The organism is Waltera sp. (assembly GCF_046969025.1).
GTDB lineage: Bacteria > Bacillota > Clostridia > Lachnospirales > Lachnospiraceae > Acetatifactor > Acetatifactor acetigignens.
Window position 1 is genome coordinate 17578 of sequence record NZ_JBKVQF010000019.1, and the last position, 20809, is coordinate 38386.

16 protein-coding genes, 1 pseudogene and 1 other annotated feature are annotated in these 20809 nt (G+C 48.1%); of the genes and pseudogenes, 13 read left to right on the forward strand and 4 right to left on the reverse strand.

Annotated features, from left to right (window positions below):
• The first annotated feature begins 7 nt into the window (after positions 1-7).
• The 8 genes from der to ACLTOH_RS11040 all read left to right on the forward strand — a co-directional run bounded on the left by der (position 8) and on the right by ACLTOH_RS11040 (position 10800).
• The gene (gene der, locus ACLTOH_RS11005) at positions 8-1348 is read left to right on the forward strand and encodes a ribosome biogenesis GTPase Der (protein WP_022313002.1); all 1341 of its coding nucleotides are present in this window, start codon (positions 8-10) and stop codon (positions 1346-1348) included.
• Positions 1348-2034 (forward strand): glycerol-3-phosphate 1-O-acyltransferase PlsY, encoded by a 687-nt coding sequence (gene plsY / locus ACLTOH_RS11010; protein ID WP_119623667.1) that lies wholly within the window; start codon positions 1348-1350, stop codon positions 2032-2034. The genes der and plsY overlap by 1 nt, the downstream gene beginning before the upstream one ends.
• Positions 2035-2037: 3 nt before the next feature.
• The gene (locus ACLTOH_RS11015) at positions 2038-3051 is read left to right on the forward strand and encodes an NAD(P)H-dependent glycerol-3-phosphate dehydrogenase (protein WP_119623668.1); all 1014 of its coding nucleotides are present in this window, start codon (positions 2038-2040) and stop codon (positions 3049-3051) included.
• Between the two features lie 100 nt (positions 3052-3151).
• Positions 3152-3425 (forward strand) — a binding site (T-box leader).
• Between the two features lie 97 nt (positions 3426-3522).
• Complete coding sequence (gene tyrS, locus ACLTOH_RS11020; protein WP_118537827.1) at positions 3523-4746, forward strand: tyrosine--tRNA ligase; 1224 nt, start codon at positions 3523-3525, stop codon at positions 4744-4746.
• A gap of 166 nt (positions 4747-4912) precedes the next feature.
• Positions 4913-6433: a 4Fe-4S dicluster domain-containing protein gene (locus ACLTOH_RS11025; RefSeq protein ID WP_227064374.1), complete on the forward strand. Its 1521-nt coding sequence runs from the start codon at positions 4913-4915 to the stop codon at positions 6431-6433.
• A gap of 177 nt (positions 6434-6610) precedes the next feature.
• Positions 6611-7261: a trimeric intracellular cation channel family protein gene (locus ACLTOH_RS11030; protein ID WP_022312996.1), complete on the forward strand. Its 651-nt coding sequence runs from the start codon at positions 6611-6613 to the stop codon at positions 7259-7261.
• A 142-nt stretch (positions 7262-7403) separates the two neighbouring features.
• The gene (gltX, locus tag ACLTOH_RS11035) at positions 7404-8864 is read left to right on the forward strand and encodes a glutamate--tRNA ligase (protein ID WP_022312995.1); all 1461 of its coding nucleotides are present in this window, start codon (positions 7404-7406) and stop codon (positions 8862-8864) included.
• Positions 8857-10800: an ATP-dependent helicase gene (locus ACLTOH_RS11040; RefSeq protein WP_412194673.1), complete on the forward strand. Its 1944-nt coding sequence runs from the start codon at positions 8857-8859 to the stop codon at positions 10798-10800. The genes gltX and ACLTOH_RS11040 overlap by 8 nt, the downstream gene beginning before the upstream one ends.
• On the opposite strand, the gene ACLTOH_RS11045 is transcribed toward ACLTOH_RS11040, so the two are convergent.
• Entirely contained in the window at positions 10772-11104 is a 333-nt protein-coding gene (locus tag ACLTOH_RS11045; RefSeq protein WP_022312993.1) for a DUF1292 domain-containing protein, read from the reverse strand. The two genes, ACLTOH_RS11040 and ACLTOH_RS11045, sit on opposite strands and share 29 nt — an antisense overlap.
• 158 nt (positions 11105-11262) lie before the next feature.
• Here ACLTOH_RS11045 and ACLTOH_RS11050 point away from each other — a divergent pair, with 158 nt between their 5' ends.
• The 3 genes from ACLTOH_RS11050 to ACLTOH_RS11060 are packed head-to-tail and all read left to right on the forward strand — an operon-like array spanning position 11263 to position 14160.
• Entirely contained in the window at positions 11263-13218 is a 1956-nt protein-coding gene (locus ACLTOH_RS11050; RefSeq protein WP_412123378.1) for an alpha-amylase family glycosyl hydrolase, read from the forward strand.
• A gap of 9 nt (positions 13219-13227) precedes the next feature.
• Complete coding sequence (locus ACLTOH_RS11055) at positions 13228-13800, forward strand: DUF5662 family protein (protein WP_022312991.1); 573 nt, start codon at positions 13228-13230, stop codon at positions 13798-13800.
• A gap of 33 nt (positions 13801-13833) precedes the next feature.
• Positions 13834-14160 carry a hypothetical protein gene (locus ACLTOH_RS11060; RefSeq protein ID WP_118669515.1) on the forward strand — a complete coding sequence of 109 codons (327 nt, stop codon included), beginning with the start codon at positions 13834-13836 and terminating at the stop codon, positions 14158-14160.
• Positions 14161-14226: 66 nt separating this feature from the next.
• On the opposite strand, the pseudogene ACLTOH_RS11065 reads toward ACLTOH_RS11060, so the two are convergent.
• From ACLTOH_RS11065 to ACLTOH_RS11075, 3 genes and pseudogenes are all read right to left on the reverse strand, one after another.
• A pseudogene (locus ACLTOH_RS11065) lies at positions 14227-16099 on the reverse strand (extracellular solute-binding protein).
• Positions 16096-16908, reverse strand: coding sequence for an ABC transporter permease (locus ACLTOH_RS11070; RefSeq protein ID WP_412224117.1), 813 nt, complete (start codon positions 16906-16908; stop codon positions 16096-16098). The pseudogene ACLTOH_RS11065 and the gene ACLTOH_RS11070 overlap by 4 nt, the downstream one beginning before the upstream one ends.
• Positions 16901-17974: an ABC transporter ATP-binding protein gene (locus ACLTOH_RS11075; RefSeq protein ID WP_118537831.1), complete on the reverse strand. Its 1074-nt coding sequence runs from the start codon at positions 17972-17974 to the stop codon at positions 16901-16903. Before ACLTOH_RS11075 ends, ACLTOH_RS11070 begins: the two co-directional genes overlap by 8 nt.
• 273 nt (positions 17975-18247) lie before the next feature.
• Here ACLTOH_RS11075 and ACLTOH_RS11080 point away from each other — a divergent pair, with 273 nt between their 5' ends.
• Positions 18248-19300: a lactonase family protein gene (locus ACLTOH_RS11080; protein WP_022312985.1), complete on the forward strand. Its 1053-nt coding sequence runs from the start codon at positions 18248-18250 to the stop codon at positions 19298-19300.
• Between the two features lie 240 nt (positions 19301-19540).
• Positions 19541-20782: a DUF1015 domain-containing protein gene (locus ACLTOH_RS11085; protein ID WP_118669520.1), complete on the forward strand. Its 1242-nt coding sequence runs from the start codon at positions 19541-19543 to the stop codon at positions 20780-20782.
• The last annotated feature ends 27 nt before the right edge of the window (positions 20783-20809 follow it).

The following is a 20809-nucleotide window of genomic DNA, read 5'->3' on the forward strand; positions in this document are numbered from 1 at the left end:
GGAAATTATGGCAAAGAGAAAAACCAAGCCCATCGTTGCGGTGGTGGGACGCCCGAATGTCGGTAAGTCCACCCTGTTCAATGCACTGGCTGGCGAAAATATATCTATTGTGAAAGATACACCCGGTATTACCAGAGACCGTATCTATGCGGATATCCACTGGCTGGATATGACATTTACCCTGATCGACACCGGAGGTATCGAGCCGGACAGCAAGGACGTGATCCTGTCCCAGATGCGGGAACAGGCAGAGATCGCTATGGAGACTGCAGACGTGATCATTTTCCTGGTGGATGTAAAGCAGGGACTGGTGGATGCGGATTCCAAGGTGGCAGACATGCTGCGCCGTTCCCACAAGCCCGTGGTACTGGTGGTCAATAAGGTGGACAGCTTCCAGAAGTATATGGCGGATGTCTACGAATTCTACAATCTGGGTATTGGCGATCCCCATCCGATCTCTGCGGTGAATCGTCTGGGAATCGGTGACATGCTGGAGGCCGTAACGGAATATTTTGATAAGGAACAGGCAGAGGAAGAAGAGGATGACCGCACCCGTGTGGCCATCGTCGGAAAGCCCAATGTCGGCAAGTCTTCCCTGATCAACAAACTGCTGGGTGAGAACCGTCTGATCGTTTCTGATATCGCGGGTACCACCAGAGATGCGGTGGATACCGAGATCACTTATAACGGCAAAGAATATGTCTTCATTGATACTGCCGGTCTTCGCCGGAAGAACAAGATCAAGGAAGAACTGGAGCGTTATATGATCGTCCGTACCGTCAGTGCCGTAGAGCGTGCCGAGGTGGTGGTACTGATGATCGATGCAGAGGAAGGTGTTACGGAGCAGGATGCGAAGATCGCCGGAATCGCCCATGAGAGAGGAAAGGCTACGATCATCGTGGTGAACAAATGGGATGCTATCGAAAAGGATGACAAGACCATTTATAAATTTACCGAAAAGGTGCGTAATACCTTATCCTTCATGCCCTATGCAGAGCTTCTGTTCGTCTCTGCGAAAACAGGACAGAGACTGCCCAAGCTGTTCGAGACTATCGATATCGTCAGTGAGAATCACGCCATGCGTGTGGCTACCGGTGTGCTGAATGAGATCATGGCAGAGGCCGTGGCCATGCAGCAGCCACCTTCCGACAAGGGTAAGAGACTTCGTCTGTACTACATTACTCAGGTGGCGGTAAAACCCCCTACCTTTGTTATTTTCGTAAATGATAAGGAGCTGATGCATTTCTCCTATACCAGATATATTGAGAATCAGATCCGGGAGACCTTTGGTTTCAAGGGGACGCCCCTCCGGTTTATCATCAGAGAACGAAAGGAAAAAGATCAATAATGGAACGTGTTATCTGTTTACTCATCGGTTATGTGTTCGGCCTGTTTCAGACCGCATACTTTTACGGAAAGGCAAAGGGAATCGATATCCGTAAGTACGGAAGTGGCAATGCCGGTACCACCAATGCTCTGAGAGTGCTGGGAACCAAGGCAGGACTGATCGTACTGGCGGGAGACTGCTTAAAGTGTATCGTTGCCGTATGCATCACCAAGGCATTGTTCACTACCGGACATCCGGAGAATATTTATCTGCTGTGCCTGTACACCGGTGCAGGAGCCATCATCGGACATAACTTCCCGTTTTACATGGGATTCAAGGGAGGAAAAGGAATCGCTGCCACAGCAGGACTGATCCTGTCGTTCCATCCTTATTTTATCGTGATGGGCGTGGTATTGTTCTTCGGAACCTTCCTGACCACCCATTATGTGTCTCTGGGATCATTATTGGTATATGCAGGATTTATGATCCAGATGGTGGTCTGCGGACAGACGGGGCTGTTCGGCACCATGCCGCAGTCACAGCTATATGAAATGTACGCCATCACCGCATTTTTAACAGTCATGGCATACTGGAAACACAGACAGAATATCGTGCGTCTGATCCACGGGAACGAGAGGAAGACTTATCTGTTCAAGAATAAGAAATCAGCCGAAGCGCAGACAGAAATCTCAGGGGAGGACAAATAAGCTATGGCAAAAGTATGTATATTGGGTGGCGGAAGCTGGGGCATCGGCCTGTCAGTGGTATTACATAAAAACGGACATGAGGTGACGGTATGGTCTGCGGTTCCCGCAGAGATTCAGATGCTTCAGGAGAATCACGAGCATAAGATGCTGCCGGGAGTAAAGCTTCCGGAGGATATGATCTTTACGACGGATGATAAACAGGCCATCGAGGGCAAGGACCTGTTGGTCATGGCAGTGGCAAGCTCTTATACCAGAAGCACAGCACACCGCATCAGCCCGCTGGTGGCACAGGGACAGAAAATTGTCAGTGTCTCCAAGGGAATCGAGGAGCATACCCTGATGACCCAGGCGCAGATCATCGAAGATGAGATTCCGCAGGCACAGGTAGCGGTGCTGTCCGGACCTACCCACGCGGAGGAAGTCAGCCGCGGGATTCCTACAACGATCGTAGCGGGTTCTAAGAGCAAAAGCTGTGCGGAATATGTGCAGAATCTGTTCATGAACGAAGTGTTCCGTGTCTATACCAGCCCCGATGTACTGGGAATTGAGCTGGGCGGTGCACTGAAAAATGTAGTGGCACTGGCTGCCGGTATCGCAGACGGACTGGGCTACGGAGATAATACGAAGGCTGCGCTGATCACCAGAGGCATTACCGAAATCGCAAGACTTGGTACTGCCATGGGTGGTAATTTTGAGACTTTCTGCGGTCTGACCGGTATCGGAGATCTGATCGTGACCTGCGCCAGCATGCATTCCCGCAACCGTCGTGCCGGTATCCTCATCGGACAGGGCAAGACCTACGAGGAAGCCATGAAGGAAGTACAGATGGTGGTAGAGGGCGTGTATTCCGCTAAAGCGGCCATGGAACTGTCGAAAAAATATGATGTTCAGCTGCCTATTATCGAGCAGGTAAATGAAGTGCTCTTTGATGGTAAGCCCGCGGATCAGGCGGTAAAAGAACTGATGCTTCGTGACAAGAAGCTGGAAGTATCCCACCTGCCCTGGCCGGAAGAATAGACCCGTAAGGCGGCTCCTGCCAGCAGCAAAATTTTAAGTGTTGACAGAAAAACGCAGACTGGCTATAATAAGGTCATGTTTAGCGCAAACATAGGATAAGAAGAATGCGATGAAGGGAAGAAGTACTGTTCCTCCACTTCTGACAGAGAGCAGCCGGTCGGTGAGAGGCGCACAGAAGCAGAGCAGGAATACATCCCGGAGCAGCCGGTGGAAAGAGAAGGATCAGTAGATTTTATGAGAGGATCCCGAACGAGTAGATCAGGACGGCAGGCACCGATATCGGCCGAAGTATTGATAGATACTTACTGAGCTGTCAGATGTGAGTCTGGCTGGAACATTAGGTGGTAACACGAGTGATTAAGCTCGTCCTTTTGAAAAAGGGGCGGGCTTTTTTAGTGCCTTTGGAGCCGATTCCCCCAAAATGTAAAAAAGGTATACAGAGTAAAAAGAACCCAAAAAGGAGAAGAGAAAATGACAGTATTTGACGAATTAAAAGCAAGAGGACTGCTGGCACAGCTGACAGATGAAGAGGAGATCAAGGAACTGATCAATAACGGAAAGGCTACCTTCTATATCGGTTTTGATCCTACTGCAGACAGTCTTCACGTGGGGCATTTCATGGCCCTGTGCCTGATGAAGAGAATGCAGATGGCAGGCAACAAGCCCATCGCTCTGATCGGTGGAGGAACTGCGATGATCGGTGATCCCTCCGGCAGAAGCGATATGCGTACCATGATGACCAAGGAGACCATTCAGCATAACGTAGACTGCTTCAAGAAGCAGATGAGCCGTTTTATTGATTTCAGTGACGGCAAGGCACTGATGGTCAACAATGCGGACTGGCTGTTGAACCTGAATTACGTGGAACTGTTGAGAGACGTGGGAGCACATTTCAGTGTCAACCGTATGCTGACCGCAGAGTGCTACAAGCAGAGAATGGAGAAGGGCTTAAGCTTTCTTGAATTCAACTACATGATCATGCAGAGCTTTGACTTCCTGACCTTATATCAGAAATACGGCTGTAACATGCAGTTCGGCGGTGACGACCAGTGGAGCAACATGCTGGGTGGTACGGAACTGATCCGCAGAAAGCTGGGCAAGGATGCTTACGCCATGACCATTACCCTGCTGTTGAATTCCGAGGGCAAGAAGATGGGTAAGACCCAGAAGGGTGCCGTATGGCTGGATCCCAACAAGACCACTCCCTTCGAGTTCTACCAGTACTGGAGAAACGTAGCAGATGCCGATGTTCTGAAGTGCCTGCGAATGCTGACCTTCCTGCCCTTAGAGCAGATCGATGAGATGGACAAATGGGAAGGCAGCCAGCTGAATCAGGCGAAGGAGATTCTGGCATACGAACTGACCAATCTGGTACATGGCGAGGAAGAGGCTAAGAAGGCACAGGAGAGTGCAAGAGCACTGTTTACCGGTGGCAATGCTGCAGAGATGCCTACCAGCGAGCTGACAGAGGCTGATTTTGTGGATGGTAAGATCGATATTCTCGGTGTTCTGGTAAAATCCGGTTTGTCTGCATCCCGCAGTGAAGCAAGACGTGCTGTAGAACAGGGCGGTGTTGTCGTAGCGGATGAGAAAGTTACCGATGTAAAGACTACTTACGCTCCCGAGCAGTTTGATGGAGAGGGCCTGGTAGTCCGCAGAGGTAAGAAGAACTTCAAGAGAGTCGTTATGAAGTAATAAAAGATAAGAATAACAGAAAATTCTAAGGATGGGATCTTTCACGTAAAAACGGTGTGAGATCCCATTTTTATTGATATTTTTCTTGCATTTATGGATATGATATGGTTTAATATGGTTAGTGTGTTAAAAAAATATCAAAAGGCGGTAATGTGATATGAGCAGCATGAGAGGGATCGATACTCCGGTAAGACAGCGGAGAAGAAGGGTGTTTAAGGAAGTGGCCAATCTGGCTTACAATTCCAAGAATCTGAAGGATGATATGGAGGCGCTGCCTTATAAGATCGTAGACTATGAAGAGTCGGAGTTTTGGGAGAGCGTCTATCGTGACAGAGCGATCATCCGTGAGCGCATCCGTCTGGCCATGGGTATGAGCTTACGCCCGGAGAACCGCGAGCATCCCGGACATCTGACACAGGGACTTGAAGAGAGCAATATTGATGAAAAATATTATGAACCCCCTCTGATGCAGGTCATTCCTTCGGCATGCAATGCCTGCCCGGAGAACCGTTACGAGGTGACCAGCTCCTGTATGGGATGTCTGGCGCATCCCTGTCAGAGTGTCTGTCCCAAGGGCGCGATCTCTATGAAAAACGGCAAGTCTGTTATTGATCAGGAGAAATGCATTAAGTGCGGAAAATGTCGTGAAATCTGCCCTTATGATGCAATTTGTCATAAAGAGCGTCCCTGTAAGGCTGCCTGCGGTATTGGAGCCATTACATCTGACCATGTGGGAAGAGCTGTAATCGACAATGAGAAATGTGTATCCTGTGGTCAGTGTATGGTAAGCTGCCCCTTTGGTGCCATTGCTGACAAGTCCCAGATCTTCCAGCTGATCCGTGCCATGCAGTCCGGCCGCACGATCATTGCACAGGTGGCACCTGCTTTTGCTGGACAGTTTGGTCCCAAGGTAACGCCGGAGATGTTCAAGACAGCACTGAAGGAACTGGGATTTGCGGATGTATATGAAACTGCTCTGGGTGCGGATATGGGATGTATGGCGGAAGCAGAGCATTATGTAAAGGAAGTAGCCACAGGTAAGCAACAGTTTGCGCTGACTTCCTGCTGTCCTTCCTGGTCCGTGATGGCGAAGAATCTGTTCCCGGAGACCATTGACAAGATCAGCAACGAGCTGACTCCTATGGTAGCCACCGCCCGTCTGATCAAACAGGAGCATCCGGATGCTTCCGTGGTATTCATCGGACCCTGTGCTTCCAAGAAGCTGGAAGCCAGCAGACGTACCGTTCGATCCGATGTGGACTTTGTCATCACTTTTGAAGAACTTACCGGTATGTTCGAGGCCAAGGGAATTCTGCTGGACGAGATCAAGGCCATGGACGAGATGAAGGATGCCACCTCCGCCGGAAGAGGTTATGGTGTGGCAGGCGGCGTTGCCAATGCCATCAAGGACTGCATCGAGAAATACTATCCCGGTACACCGGTCAATATCCAGCATGCGGAGAGCCTGGCAGAATGTAAGAAAGCCTTGCTCCTTGCCAAGGCCGGCAAGATGAACGGTTGCCTGATCGAGGGCATGGCCTGCCCCGGAGGCTGTATCGCCGGAGCCGGCACCAACATCGCCATCCCCGTAGCTGCCAGAGCCGTGGACAAGTTCAAGAACGAAGCTGAGAAGAAAGTGCCTGATGAAAGTGTGGATCAGGAAATGGTGGAACTGGAAAAAGAATAAACACTGCAACAGAACAGATATATCCCGAAAACGAAACCGTCACATTACCGTGGCGGTTTTGTTGCGCGCATAGAGATAAAATTAGAGAAACTATTCAGAATAGTTACAAATGGCATATTGTTATTTCGGGAAAGATACTATAAAATAGCGTGGAGAACTTTTAGGAGAAACTATTTTATGAACATTCAGGACAGTATTATATTTTTTATGGAAATCTTAGGAACCATCGCTTTTGCAGCATCAGGTGCCATGGTGGGGATCCGGAAACGGATGGATATTTTCGGCATCTGTGTGCTGGGCGTGGTGACGGCTGTAGGTGGTGGTATGACCAGAGACGTGATCCTTGGGAAATTACCTTCGGCACTGGAGAAACCGGTATATGTCGGTGTCTCGGTGGCTACAGCACTGGCTATTTTTATACTGCTTTATATCAAACAGGATCTTTTGAGCGGCAGACTGGGAACCTTTTATGACAAAGCGATGTTAGGCATGGACTCTGTAGGACTGGGAATTTTTACTTCCCTGGGTGTGATGTCTGGCATCGACAACGGCTATCCGGACAATACCTTTTTGCTGGTATTTATCGGCATGCTCACCGGCGTGGGCGGCGGTCTGATGCGTGACATGATGGCGGGAGAGGAACCGTATATTTTCGTAAAGCATATTTATGCCTGTGCCTCTCTGGTAGGCGGTATCTGCTGCGTCTGGCTGTACCGCAGTATCGGCAGACTTCCCGCGGTATTTATCGCTGCCTTTGTGGTCATGGCGATCCGGTTTCTGGCGGCACACTTTCGGTGGAATCTGCCCCATCCGAAAACCTTGTCTTAACTGTTGCAGTTTTTGAAAAAAGGCGGTAGAATAAGGAAGTAGTTCTACCTTCTGAGAGAGGGCGGACAGGAATATATAAGCAGGGAAGCGTAGGCCGGAAGGTACAGAACGGATACGGATCGCCTGCGGAAATGAGGAGAAAATGACAAAGATCAGAACAAGATACGCACCCAGCCCTACCGGTAAAATGCATGTAGGTAATCTGCGGTCCGCATTATATGAATTTTTGATTGCAAAGCATGCCGGCGGAGATTTTATGCTCCGCATCGAGGATACAGATCAGGAACGTTATGTGGAAGGTGCTACCGAGATCATCTATCGTACCCTGGAGAAGACCGGACTGGTACATGACGAAGGCCCGGATAAGGACGGCGGTTATGGTCCTTACGTGCAGAGTGAACGTATGAAAACCGGTATTTATATGAAATATGCCAAGGAACTGATCGATAAGGGAGAAGCTTATTACTGTTTCTGTGACAAGGAGAGACTGGCTTCCCTGAAGACCGAAGTTGTGGATGGTAAGGAGATCACCGTATATGACAAGCACTGCCTGTCCCTGTCCAAAGAAGAGATTGAGGCAAATCTTGCCGCAGGCAAGCCTTTTGTCATCCGTCAGAACAACCCCAAGGAAGGCACCACGACTTTCCATGACGAGTTATACGGAGACATTACAGTAGATAACTCCCAGCTGGATGATATGATCTTGATCAAATCCGACGGTTACCCTACCTATAACTTTGCAAACGTGGTAGATGACCATACCATGAATATCACCCATGTGGTACGAGGCAACGAATATCTGTCCTCCTCCCCCAAATATGTACGTCTGTACGAAGCTTTCGGATGGCAGGTACCGGTATATATCCATCTGCCGCTGATCACCGATGAGAACCACAAGAAGCTGTCCAAGAGAAGCGGACATGCTTCCTTCGAGGATCTGATCGATCAGGGATTCATTACCGAAGCCATCGTGAACTATGTGGCACTGCTTGGATGGAGCCCGGAGGATAACCGCGAGATTTTCTCTCTGGATGAATTGATCAAGGAGTTCGATTACCATCGCATCAGCAAGTCCCCGGCAGTCTTCGATATCGTGAAATTGCGTTGGATGAATGGTGAATATCTGAAGGCTATGGATTTCGACAAGTTCTATGAGATGGCAGAGCCTTACCTGAAGGCAGCGATTAGCAAGCCTCTGGATCTGAAGAAGATCGCAGCCATGGTAAAGACCCGAATCGAAGTATTCCCGGATATTGCCGGACTGGTAGATTTCTTTGAGGAGCTTCCGGAATATGACGTGGCGATGTATACACACAAGAAGATGAAGACTACCGCAGAGACTTCTCTGGAGGTATTGAAAGATCTGCTTCCGATCCTGGAGGCACAGGAGGATTACAGCAATGACGGGCTGTATCAGACTCTTGTAAAATATGTGGAGGAAAAAGGCTGTAAGAACGGCTATGTGATGTGGCCGATCCGTACCGCCGTATCCGGCAAGCAGATGACACCTGCCGGTGCTACGGAGATTATGGAAGTCCTGGGCAAAGAGGAATCTCTGGCAAGAATCCGCAAAGGAATCGAGTTATTACAGGCAAATGTCTGATCTGACATGCTTAAATGCCTCCCAGCGGGAGGCTGTCACGTTCGGAGAGGGACCGCTGTTATTACTGGCGGGCCCCGGCTCCGGCAAGACATTTACCATCACCCAGAGGATCCTGTATCTGATCCGGGAACGCCGGATCACCCCGGAGAAGCTTCTGGTGATCACCTTTACCAGAGAAGCGGCTCTATCCATGAGGCAGCGCTTTGCGCAGATATCTCCACAGGAAGTGCATACCGTCAATTTTGGAACATTTCATTCTGTTTTCTATCAAATCCTGCTCCAGTCGGGCAGAATTTCATCAGGCAATATTTTAAACGACAGACAAAAAAGAGATCTTATCCTTCCCATTTTGAAGAAAATAACAGACTGTAAAAAAAGATCCGCAGCGGAAGTAACGGAGCTTGCCGGGAACTATCTTGCTGCCATCGGTTATTACAAAAATACCGGCGATATTGAGAACAGCAGAAAGAAGCTTCCGGAAGAAGAAAAACAACATTTTTCCAGGATCTATGAAGCTTATGAGGAGGCGAGAAAAAATACCGGAGGCCTTGATTTTGAGGATATGTTAAAGGAATGCGAGGAGTTTCTGCAAAGGGATCCGGTGCAGCGTACATACTGGCAGAACCGGTTTGAATATATACTGATCGATGAATTTCAGGATATCAATTACAGACAGTACAGTATCGTGAAAATTCTGGCGGAAAAACATAGAAATATTTTTGCAGTGGGGGATGATGATCAGGCCATTTACGGATTCCGCGGAGCCAGACCAGCCTGCATGAGACAGTTTGTAGAGGAATTTGGTGCAAAGCAGATCCTTCTTCGGACGAATTATCGCAGTCATCCGGATATCGTGGAGGCATCCCTGGCGGTGATAGATGAGAATAAGGACCGTTTTCATAAGGATCTGGAGCCTTGCGAGGCGCATAGACGGCAGGCAGGGGATCATAAGACTGACGCCGGATACCGGAAGGAATATCGGGTAAAAATCAGGGAATTCAGTGAGGCTTCGGAACAAATGAGGTATCTGGTACAAAGCTTGAAAAATCGGATAAATGGGGAGACCTGTGCTGTATTGTTCCGGACAAATCTGGCCATGCAGGGCGTGGCGGCGAGACTTACCGGGGAGGGGATCCCTTTTTCCATGAAAGAGAAGGGGAGAAACATTTATGACCATTTTATCGCACAGGATCTTCTGTCCTATCTGCGGATCGCGCAGGGGTGTGCTACAAGAGCGGATTACCTGAGGGTGAGCAACAGACCATATCGGAATATTTCCAGAGAGGCTTTTGGTGCCGAAGCATCTTTACCGGCTTTGAAGAAATATTATGAAGATCTGACTGCGGGAAGTCCGGACGCGGGGCAGCAAAAGGCGCAGAAAGCGGTCGGAGTATGGATACGACAGATGGAATTTGTAAAAAATACGGAACTGAAGCTTGCAATGGCATTTTTGCGTAAGGCGTGCGGCTATGAGAGATACCTGCGGGTGAGAGCTGCACAGGAGGGAAAAACAGATCTGACGGAATGGCAGGAAGTGCTGGATTTTATCACGGAGGATGCGGGACGATACCGAAGCCTTGAAGAATGGCAGGAAGCACAGGAGCTTTACCGGGAACAACTGCAATGCAGGGAAACTGTAAGGAGTGGCATGCAGAAGAAGCAGGAAAAACAGGAAAACAGCGGGATCACTCTGCTGACGGTACATGCGGCAAAGGGGCTGGAATTCGACCATGTGTGGATCCCGGACTGTAATGAGAAGACCTTTCCCCACGGAAGCTCCCGGGAGCCGGAGCATTGTGAAGAGGAACGACGGATCTTCTATGTGGCGATGACACGGGCAAAAAAAGACCTGGAACTTCTCTGCCTTACAGGCACGAGAGAGCGTCCCAGGTTCCCTTCCAGATTCCTTATTCCTCTGAATCGTTATCATCGATGATCTCGTCAAATTCACAGCTGTCGAGATACTCATCAAAAGCATCGGCAACCTTTTCGTAGACATCATCATCTTCAATGTATGCGAGAATGGGTTCTTCATTCGGGTCATCCGGATTCTCGGAATATCCGTAGAACCATACTTCTCCGTCTTCGTTTTCGCCGTCCTCGTCCAGAGGCAACAGTACGATATAGTCCTTGGCCTCTACGGTGAGAATGGTAATGATGGCACAGTTGACAACAGTGCCGTCTTCCAGCTCCAGCTCAACGGTCATTTCTTCATCTTCATAGCTTTCTTTTTTACCCATGGGAATCCTCCTGTTATGTTTATTGGGTGTAACAGTACTTTGTTCCTTTATTATAACCGCTTACGGATATTCTTGCAATGCTTGTTTTTCTTACACTTACAGACTATAATAAAAATGGACAAAGAGACTGTAAGTGATAGAAAACTGGAAGATGGGGTATGACAATGACAGAAAAAAAGCATGCAATAAAGCCTTACCCTCTGGGGGCGCATGTGGAGGACGGAGCCATCCGTTTTGCCTATGCGTCCGGGAAAAAGGATTGCGGCATTCTCATATATGACAGAAAGAGTGGAAAAAAAACGCACAGGGTTCCGTTTCGACAGGAGGAACGGATGGGAAATGTGTACTGTAAATATCTGGAACTGGAGCCGGGAAATGTCGGGTATCAGTTCTATGAAGGGGAGCGTACTGTGCCGGATCTGCATGCACAGGGGTTCCTGCGTAAGCCTGCTTATGGGAAAATACGTAAGCCTGCGGATCGCATTGCAGTATTTCCCAACGAAGATTTCGACTGGGAACAGGATATGCACCCTATGCTTCCCTATGAAGACAGCACCTGCTATTGCCTTCATGTGCGTGGTTTTACCATGCATGCCTCATCTCAGGTAACACATCGAGGCACCTTTGCAGGGGTTGTGGAGAAGCTGGACTATCTTCAGGAAATCGGTGTGACAACCGTGGAATTCCAACCGGTCTATGAATTCGATGAGACACCGGAGAAGACGGTGCCGAAGACCTCCGGAGAACTTGCGGCCGTGGCGGGGGAAAAGAACGGAGAAGGTAAATTGCCCGGCTACCGGGTGCTGAACTATTGGGGCTATCGGGAAGGCTTCTATTATGCGCCTAAGGCAGCCTATGCGGCAGGGGAAGACCCAGCAGAAGAGTTTCGTCTTATGGTAAAAGAATTCCATAAGCGAAAAATGGAAGTGATCCTGCAGTTCTATTTCCCCCGGGGAATGGATGCTGCAGAGATCGGGAATATTTTAAGATTCTGGGTATTATCCTATCATGTGGATGGTTTTCATCTGATGGGGGAGGGAGTACCGGCTCAGATGCTGGCTGGAGATCCGGCATTGTCCGGGACAAAACTGTGGCATTATTCCTTTGATACGGAGCAACTCTATGATCCGGCAGTGAAGCCGGAATACCGGAATCTGGCGGAATACCGGGACGATTATCTGTATACCATGCGTCGTTTTCTTAAGGGAGATGACAATATGCTATCGGGCGTATTGTATGAGATGCGTCATATCCCCGCCAATATGGGACGGATCCATTATCTGTCTAATTATTATGGATTTACCCTGATGGATATGGTTTCTTATGACCATAAGCATAACGAAGCCAACGGCGAGGGCAATCGCGACGGTAACGATTATAACTGCAGCTGGAACTGTGGTGAGGAAGGACCGTCCAGACGGAAAAAAGTGCAGGCACTTCGGAAAAAACAGTTACAGAATGCATTTTGTATGTTGTTGCTGACACAGTCCACCCCGTTGATTTTCATGGGGGATGAGTTTGGCAATTCCCAGCAGGGCAACAACAATCCCTATTGCCAGGACAATAAAATCACATGGCTGAACTGGCAGGACAGGGAGAAAAATGCGGAATTATTGAATTTCTGGAAACAGATGATCGCTTTCCGTAAGGCACACCCGATCCTGCATCCTGAGGAAGAGCTTCGGATCCTGGATACGTTATCTTGTGGTTATCCGGATCTGTCCTATCACGGACAGAATGCCTGGAGGCCCCAGACAGAGAGCTATAACCGGCATGTAGGCATTATGTACTGCGGAAAGTATGCAAAGACACCACAGGGTGGGGAGGATTCTTTCCTCTATGTTGCCATGAATATGCACTGGGAGCCGCAGAAACTGGCATTTCCAAAGCTGCCGAAGGGTATGGAATGGAATCTTGTGCTGGCAACGGAGAAGGCGGAAGATACTCTGACAGTGCAGGAGAAAGAAGAACAGTCCAGAGAGCAGACGGGGATCATTGCCCCCAGAAGTATTGCAGTATATGAAGGCGTTGTGATGGCAGCATCACAGGACAAGGAGAAAAAAGTTTCGGCAAGATCTTTAAAAAAGAAAACAGATGTTGCCGGAGAAAGATGATAGAACGAAATGAATATCTGGAAACATTTTAAAACGATCACACATCATAAGATCCTTGTGGCAAAGGGCTGCTTTAAGGTAGGTCTGTATAAACAGGGATTGTTGCATGATATGTCCAAGTATAGTCCCACAGAGTTCTGGGTAGGGGCAAAATACTATCAGGGGACACGCAGCCCCAACAATGCGGAACGAGAAGATATCGGTTATTCCAGCGCCTGGCTGCACCATAAGGGCCGGAATAAACATCATTACGAATACTGGATCGATTACAGCATGCAGGCACTGCCCGGTGGAATGGCTCCGGTGCCGATGCCGGATAAGTATATTGCGGAAATGATCATGGATCGGATCGCTGCCAGCAAGGTCTATATGGGAGGCGAATACACGGACAGGTCTCCTCTTGATTACTATTATCAGGGGACAGATAGGGCACCCATTCATCCGGAGACGAAGGCAAAACTGCTATATGTGCTGGAAATGCTGGCAGAGGAGGGAGAGGAGAAGACCTTCCGGTTTATCAAAGAGGAACTGGTGCAGCATAAACGGTGTATGGACTGGCACCAGCTGGAGAAAGCGGAATAGAATAGTAAAAAACAGTGGTAAGCAGAGGATCCTATGAACTGTATCATTCTGTTATTGTTACTATTTTGTGGTGGAAATTCCTGTAGCAACGGCTGTAGCTGTATAGGAAACAGCAATCGCAGTTCCTGCGGAAACAACAATTCCTGTGGGAATTCCAATAACTCCTGCGGAAGCAGTAGTTCCTGTGGCAGCTCGAATGCCTGCGGCGCACGTTGTCTGGAAGACGAGGGACGCGGTGGAGACAGAGACCGCAGACCGCCCAGACCGGATTTCCCGAATTTCACACCGGTGGATGATCCGGCATTTTCCAGGAGAAATGACGGAAGATGCGAGACCTGTGGATGTGAGCAGAATTCCTGAAAATATGGGTAACAGGAAAGCCCCTGAACTGTCTTGGCAGTTCAGGGGCTTGTTTTGTCTGAAAGACTAGTTGGACATAACTTCTTTCCAGTATTTGTTGTAGAGTTCTTCGCCGTCCTCTCCGAGGTACAGGAAGGTTTCCAGATTGTTATACTGCGTCAGATCCGGGAAAGCAATGGGAGAATTCTTCAGATCTTCATCCTCGATCAGCTCTCTGGCGGCGGTATTAGGAGTACCGTAGGTGATGTACTCGAAATTCTTCAGTGCTACATCCGGACGACACATGAAATCGATGAATTTCTCTGCATTTTCCTTGTTGGGAGCATTCTTCGGGATTACCCAGCCATCGATCCAGACATTGGTGCCTTCCTCGGGAATGACATAATCGAGATCCGGATTTTCGCCGATCACATAAATGGCATCACCGGAGAACATTACACCGATCGCAGCCTCGCCGCCGATCATTTTGTCACGTACCTGATCTACAACATACGCCTGTACCAGAGGCTTCTGGGCGATGAGATCATCGGTAGCTATCTGGAGTTCGGATTCGTCCAGACTGTTAGAAGAGAAGCCGTTTTTCTTCAGAGCAACCATAAAACTGTCTTTAATAGAATCCATCATCAGAATATTGTCAGCATATTTTTCATCCCACAGATCTGCCCATTTGGTGGGAGGGGTATCTACCAGAGTCTTATTATAGATGATTCCTACAGTTCCCCAGCAGTAGGGAACACAGTACTTGTTGCCGGGATCGTAAGCGGCAGCCTGCTCATAATACTCGGCACCGATGTTTTCCTTGGCATTGGGGATCTTGTCATAATCCAGTTCCTGGATCAGGTCGTTTTCAATCATTTTCTGTACCATGTAATCGGAAGGACATACCACATCATAAGCGGAAGAACCAGCTTCTACCTTGGGATACATGATCTCGTTGGTCTCGAACTCATCGTAGACCACTTTGATTCCGGTCTCTTTTTCGAACATGGTGATCGTATCGGGATCGATATATTCACCCCAGTTGTAGACGATGACTTCACCGTTTTCACCACCGGCGGAAGAGGACCCGCAGCCGGTCAGAGCAGTTGCGGTAAGGATACCGCACAGAAGCAGTGCAATAAATTTTTTCATTTCTTTTCCTCCTGAATCTATTTTCAAAGAATTATTTCTTCTTCTTTGCCATGGGCATGTAGTTCACCAGTAAAAGCAGAACCAGTACCGTCACAAAAATGATGGTGGACAATGCATACATTTCCGGCTTGATGCCCTTCTTTACCTCAGTGTAGATTTTGGTGGACAGTGTGTCGACACCGGGACCTTTGGTAAAGTGGGTAATGATAAAATCATCCAGTGACATGGTAAATGCCATCAGGAAACCGGAAAGGATACCCGGCAGGATATCCGGAAATACCACCTTGAAAAAGGCGTAGGTCTGGGAAGCACCCAGGTCAAGGGCGGCCTCATACGTGCTGGGGTTCAACTGCTTCATACGGGGCATTACGCTTAAGATCACATAAGGAATATTAAACGTAATGTGTGACAGCAGAATCGTACCAAAACCAAATTTGGCTCCAAGGCTTAAGAACAGAAGCATCAGGGAGATACCGGTAACAATCTCTGCGTTCAGCATGGGAATATTTGTGATTCCCATAAGGATCGTACGACTGGTACGCTTCATGGATTGCATGGCAATACAGGCAATCGTACCAATGAAGGTGGCAATCAGTGCAGACAACACAGCCAGCGCCAGTGTATTCCACAGAGCCTGCATGATCTGTTCGTTCTGGAACAGGGCAGCATACCATTTGGTCGTAAAACCTCCCCATTTTGCACGGGTCTTGCTGGCGTTGAAGGAGAGTACGATCAGGGTAACGATGGGGGCATACAAAAAGATAAAGATCAGCCCCAGATATATTTTCTGTGCCGTTGTTTTGATCATAATGTGTTCGCCTCCCCCTCTTTATCCGTGATTACGGAGATCACCATATTGAAGATAATGAACAGCATCAGTACGATGGAAAGTCCGCTTCCCAGATTCCAGTTGCCGGTCTGGGTAAATTCCTGTTCGATGACATTACCAATGAGCAGGATTTTGCTGCCGCCTAAGATCTTACTGATCACGAAAGTGGTCAGGGCGGGGACAAATACCATAGTGATACCGCTGAACATGCCGGGCAGACTTAAGGGGAAGATGATCCGTACAAAGGTCTGCACACCGTTGGCACCAAGATCATAAGCGGCGTTGATTACGCTCTTGTCGATCTTGATCAGTACATTATAAAGAGGCAGTACCATAAAAGGCAAAAAGTTGTATACCATACCCAGTACGATGGCAGAGGGTGTATTGATAATATTTAACGCCGGCAGATGCAGGGTGGAGAGGATGCTGTTGATGACACCTGTCTTCTCAAGCAGTGTCTGCCATGCCAGGGTACGAAGCAGGAAGTTCATCCACATGGGCAGGATAAAGATCAATACCAGAAACGAGTTCTGGTTGACATTCATGTTACACAGGATCATGGCAAGGGGATATGCCAGAAGCAGGCAGATCACAGTGCTGATCACGGATAACTTCAGCGCTTCCCACAGAGCCTTGGAATGCTCGGCGGTTGCGATCGCCAGAATATTATCCAGCGTAAAAGCACCGCTCTTATCGGTCAGACCATAGTAGAAGACCATGCACAGGGGCACGATGACAAACATGGCTGACCAGAAGATAAAAGGGAGCGATAATAATTTTTTATTCATTGACTCCAATCGCCTCCTCATCCTCGGATTCCGGCTTCTTCATGATCTGGATGTTGAACGGATCCACTTTGATGCCGACTTTGGTCCCGACAGGAACCATTTTCGTGGACTGTACCAGCCACTCGAAACCGTTGGCCATAACTTCCATTTCGTAATGGACACCTTTGAAAATGGAATGGGTCAGTGTACCCTGGATAATACCTTCTTCCGGTGATACCAGCTCCACGTCCTCGGGACGGATGACTACGTCGACGGGCTTGTTTTCTCCGAAACCGGTATCCACACATTCAAAGCGGGCACCAAGGATCTCTACCAGACGATCTCTGATCATGGTTGCACCGATAATGTTACTGTCACCGATAAAGTCGGCAACGAAAGCGTTCTCCGGCTCGTTGTAGATACTTTCGGGAGTGCCGATCTGCTGGATATAGCCCTGGTTCATGACCACGATGGTATCGGACATGGTCAGAGCCTCCTCCTGGTCGTGGGTGACATAGATAAAGGTAATTCCCAACTCATTTTTCAGACGGATCAGTTCGTACTGCATGTCCTGACGCAGTTTCAGATCCAGTGCACCCAGAGGCTCATCCAACAGCAGAAGCTTGGGCTCATTTACGATAGCACGGGCAATGGCGATACGCTGCTGCTGACCGCCGCTTAAGGAATCCGGCATACGGTTCTCGAAACCGTCCAGATTGACTAACTTCAGGGCATATTTAATTTTATCATTAATATAAGATTTACTTTTACCGCTGATCTTTAATCCGAAAGCAATGTTCTCCGCAATGGTCATATGAGGGAAAAGAGCATACTTCTGGAATACGGTATTTAAATTGCGCTTATTGGGTGGAAGGTTAGTGATATCCCGGCCTTCGAAAATGACCTGACCTTTATCAGGGGTCTCGAAACCGCCCAAGATACGGAGGGTTGTAGTCTTTCCGCAGCCACTGGGGCCCAACAGAGTCAGAAACTCGTTCTCGCGGATGTACAGATTGAGATCATCCAGAACCATCTGATTGTCAAATGATTTTGAGATGTTCACTAAATTGACTAAAGCATTTTTCATCAATTTTTTCCTTCCTGATGTAAAAAATCCTGCAAAAAATCCTCGAAAAACCTAAATGAAAATTTTTTGCAAGTCGAATTAATATTATACGTAAATACACGGAAAGTCAATGTGAAGTTTTGCAATTTCTGGCCTAATTTACATAAACTTTACCCTGTGGAAAAAACAGGAGTATTTTTCGGCAATTTTGCAGAAAAAATGTTTCACAATTTTCAGAATTGTGCTATATTTATAAACATAAAAAAGACATAGAACGCTAAGGAGGATCCGGTCATGAGCAAGGAAAAATATGTTGCCTACATTTCCAGTTACACACAGGGGGACAGTCATGGCATCAGAATATATGATGTGGATATGAAAAACGGCCGTTTCAAGGAGAAAGATAAGGTAGAGATCACGAACTCTTCCTATCTGACCATTTCCCACAACGGAAAGTTTCTTTATTCTATAACGGATTTTGGTGTGGAGGCTTATACCATCCAGCCGGACGGAGATCTGGAGCTGATCAACTTTGCACCAATCAATGGTATGAGAGGCTGCTATGTTTCTACGGATTATACGGATCAGTATCTGTTTGTAGCCGGTTATCATGACGGTAAGCTGACAGTACTCAGACTGAAAGAGGACGGTTCCATCGGCGAAATCACTGATGAAATCTACCACAAGGGTCTGGGCAGTATGGCAGAGCGGAATTTCCGTCCCCATATCAACTGTGCCCGCATGACACATGATAATAAGTATCTTCTGGTGGCAGATCAGGGTATGGATCATGTCAATGTATATCGTTTTGATGTGGAGAAGGGCAAGGTAAAGCTGGAGGATATCATCCGCAGTGAGATGGAATCCGCCCCCCGTCATATCAAGATTTCCGAGGATGGCAGGTATATTTACATTCTCCATGAATTAAAGTGTTATATTGATGTATACGAATATGCGGACAATAATAACGACCCTACCTTTGAGAAGATCCAGACGGTAGAGCTGATCAAGCTGACCAGAGGCAACACCAACAGTGCCAGCGCCTTCAGTTTTTCATTGGATTACAATTATCTGCTCAGTTCCATTGCAGGGGATAATTCTGTTATCGTATTTGATGTAGACAAGAAGACAGGACTTTTGAAGAAGAACTTCCTGCTGCCGATCAGCGGTGAGTATCCCAAGGATGCAGAGTTCTTCCCGGACAATAAGTTTCTGGTGTCTTTGAATCATGAAAGTAATACGATGACCTTCTTCCATATTGATCTGGAGCATGGAACGATGATCATGAATGGACCGGCAATGAAGGTCAATATGCCCAACTGTATTTTGTTCCATAAGTTGGGGTAGGTATTATTTTAGTAATAACCCCCCGCAGCCTCGGCTGGGGTAAGAAACGCGGCACGCTTTCGCTCTGTCGCAGAGCGTAACGGCACATAAGCGGTCAGAATACGCCCGCTAAGTGCTGACGTCTGCTTACGGCCTGCTTATTCTTACACCCATCCGGGGCTGCTTGCTTATTTTAATAACCTTGTGATATGAGATGGGATTTGGTAAAATAAGAACATATAGAAATTGGGAGGTAGGAGTATGGCACAGATCAGACCATTTAGGGCATATCGTCCCTGTCAGGGGATGGAGAAAAGGATTGCGGCGCTTCCTTATGATGTATATAACAGGGAGGAAGCGTGTGAAGTGGTGAAGAAGAATCCGGACTCTTTTCTGGTGGTTGATCGGGCGGAGACGCAGTTTGGCGAGGAAGTAGACACATATGCGGACTGTGTGTATGAGAAAGCGGATCAGCTGCTTCGGGAGAAAATTCAGGAAGGAAAATTTGTACAGGATCCGACGCCATGTTTCTATCTGTATGAACTGACCATGGACGGGAACAGCCAGACCGGTGTAGTGGCTTGTGCCTCTATTGACGATTACCGGAACAATGTGATCAAAAAGCATGAAAATACCAGAGCGGATAAGGAGGAAGACCGTATCCGCCATGTAGATACCTGCAGTATGCAGACGGGGCCCATTTTCCTGGCATATCGGGCGAAAGAGGAACTGCAGAACAAGATCGGAGAGATCAAAACACAGACACCGGTATACGATTTTGTCAGTGAGGACGGCATCGAACATCGTGTGTGGGTGATTTCGGAGGCTGCGGATGTGGCAATGATTGAAGAGGCATTTGCAAAGATCCCGGCTATTTATATTGCGGACGGTCATCATCGTTGTGCCTCAGCGGTAAAGGTGGGATTAAAGCGCAGAGAGCAGCATCCGGATTATACGGGAGAAGAGGAATTCAATTATTTCCTGTCGGTGATTTTCCCAGATGAAGAACTGCAGATCCTGGATTATAACCGGGTGGTGAAGGATTTAAACGGTATGGATGTCGATGCGTTCCTGGCAGCCATCGAAGAACATTTTATGATAGAGAAAAAAGGACGTATTCCTTACCGGCCGGAGAAAAAAGGAGCTTTCGGTATGTTCCTGGAAGATGAGTGGTACTGTCTTACAGCGAAGAAGGAGATTCGGAGCGAAGATGCTGTGGAAGGACTGGATGTATCTCTTTTACAAAATTACCTGTTGAATCCTGTTCTGGGAATCGAAGATCCAAAGACCGATAAGCGGATCGATTTTGTGGGAGGTATCCGGGGACTTGCGGAACTGGAGCGGAGAGTACATACCGATATGAAGGTGGCATTTTCCATGTATCCTACTTCCATCGGGGAACTTTTTGCAGTGGCGGATGCGGGACGTCTGATGCCTCCGAAGTCCACCTGGTTCGAGCCGAAGCTGCGCAGCGGTCTGTTTCTGCATGAGATAGAGCGGTAATACCTACGACCGGATAAGCAAAATAGT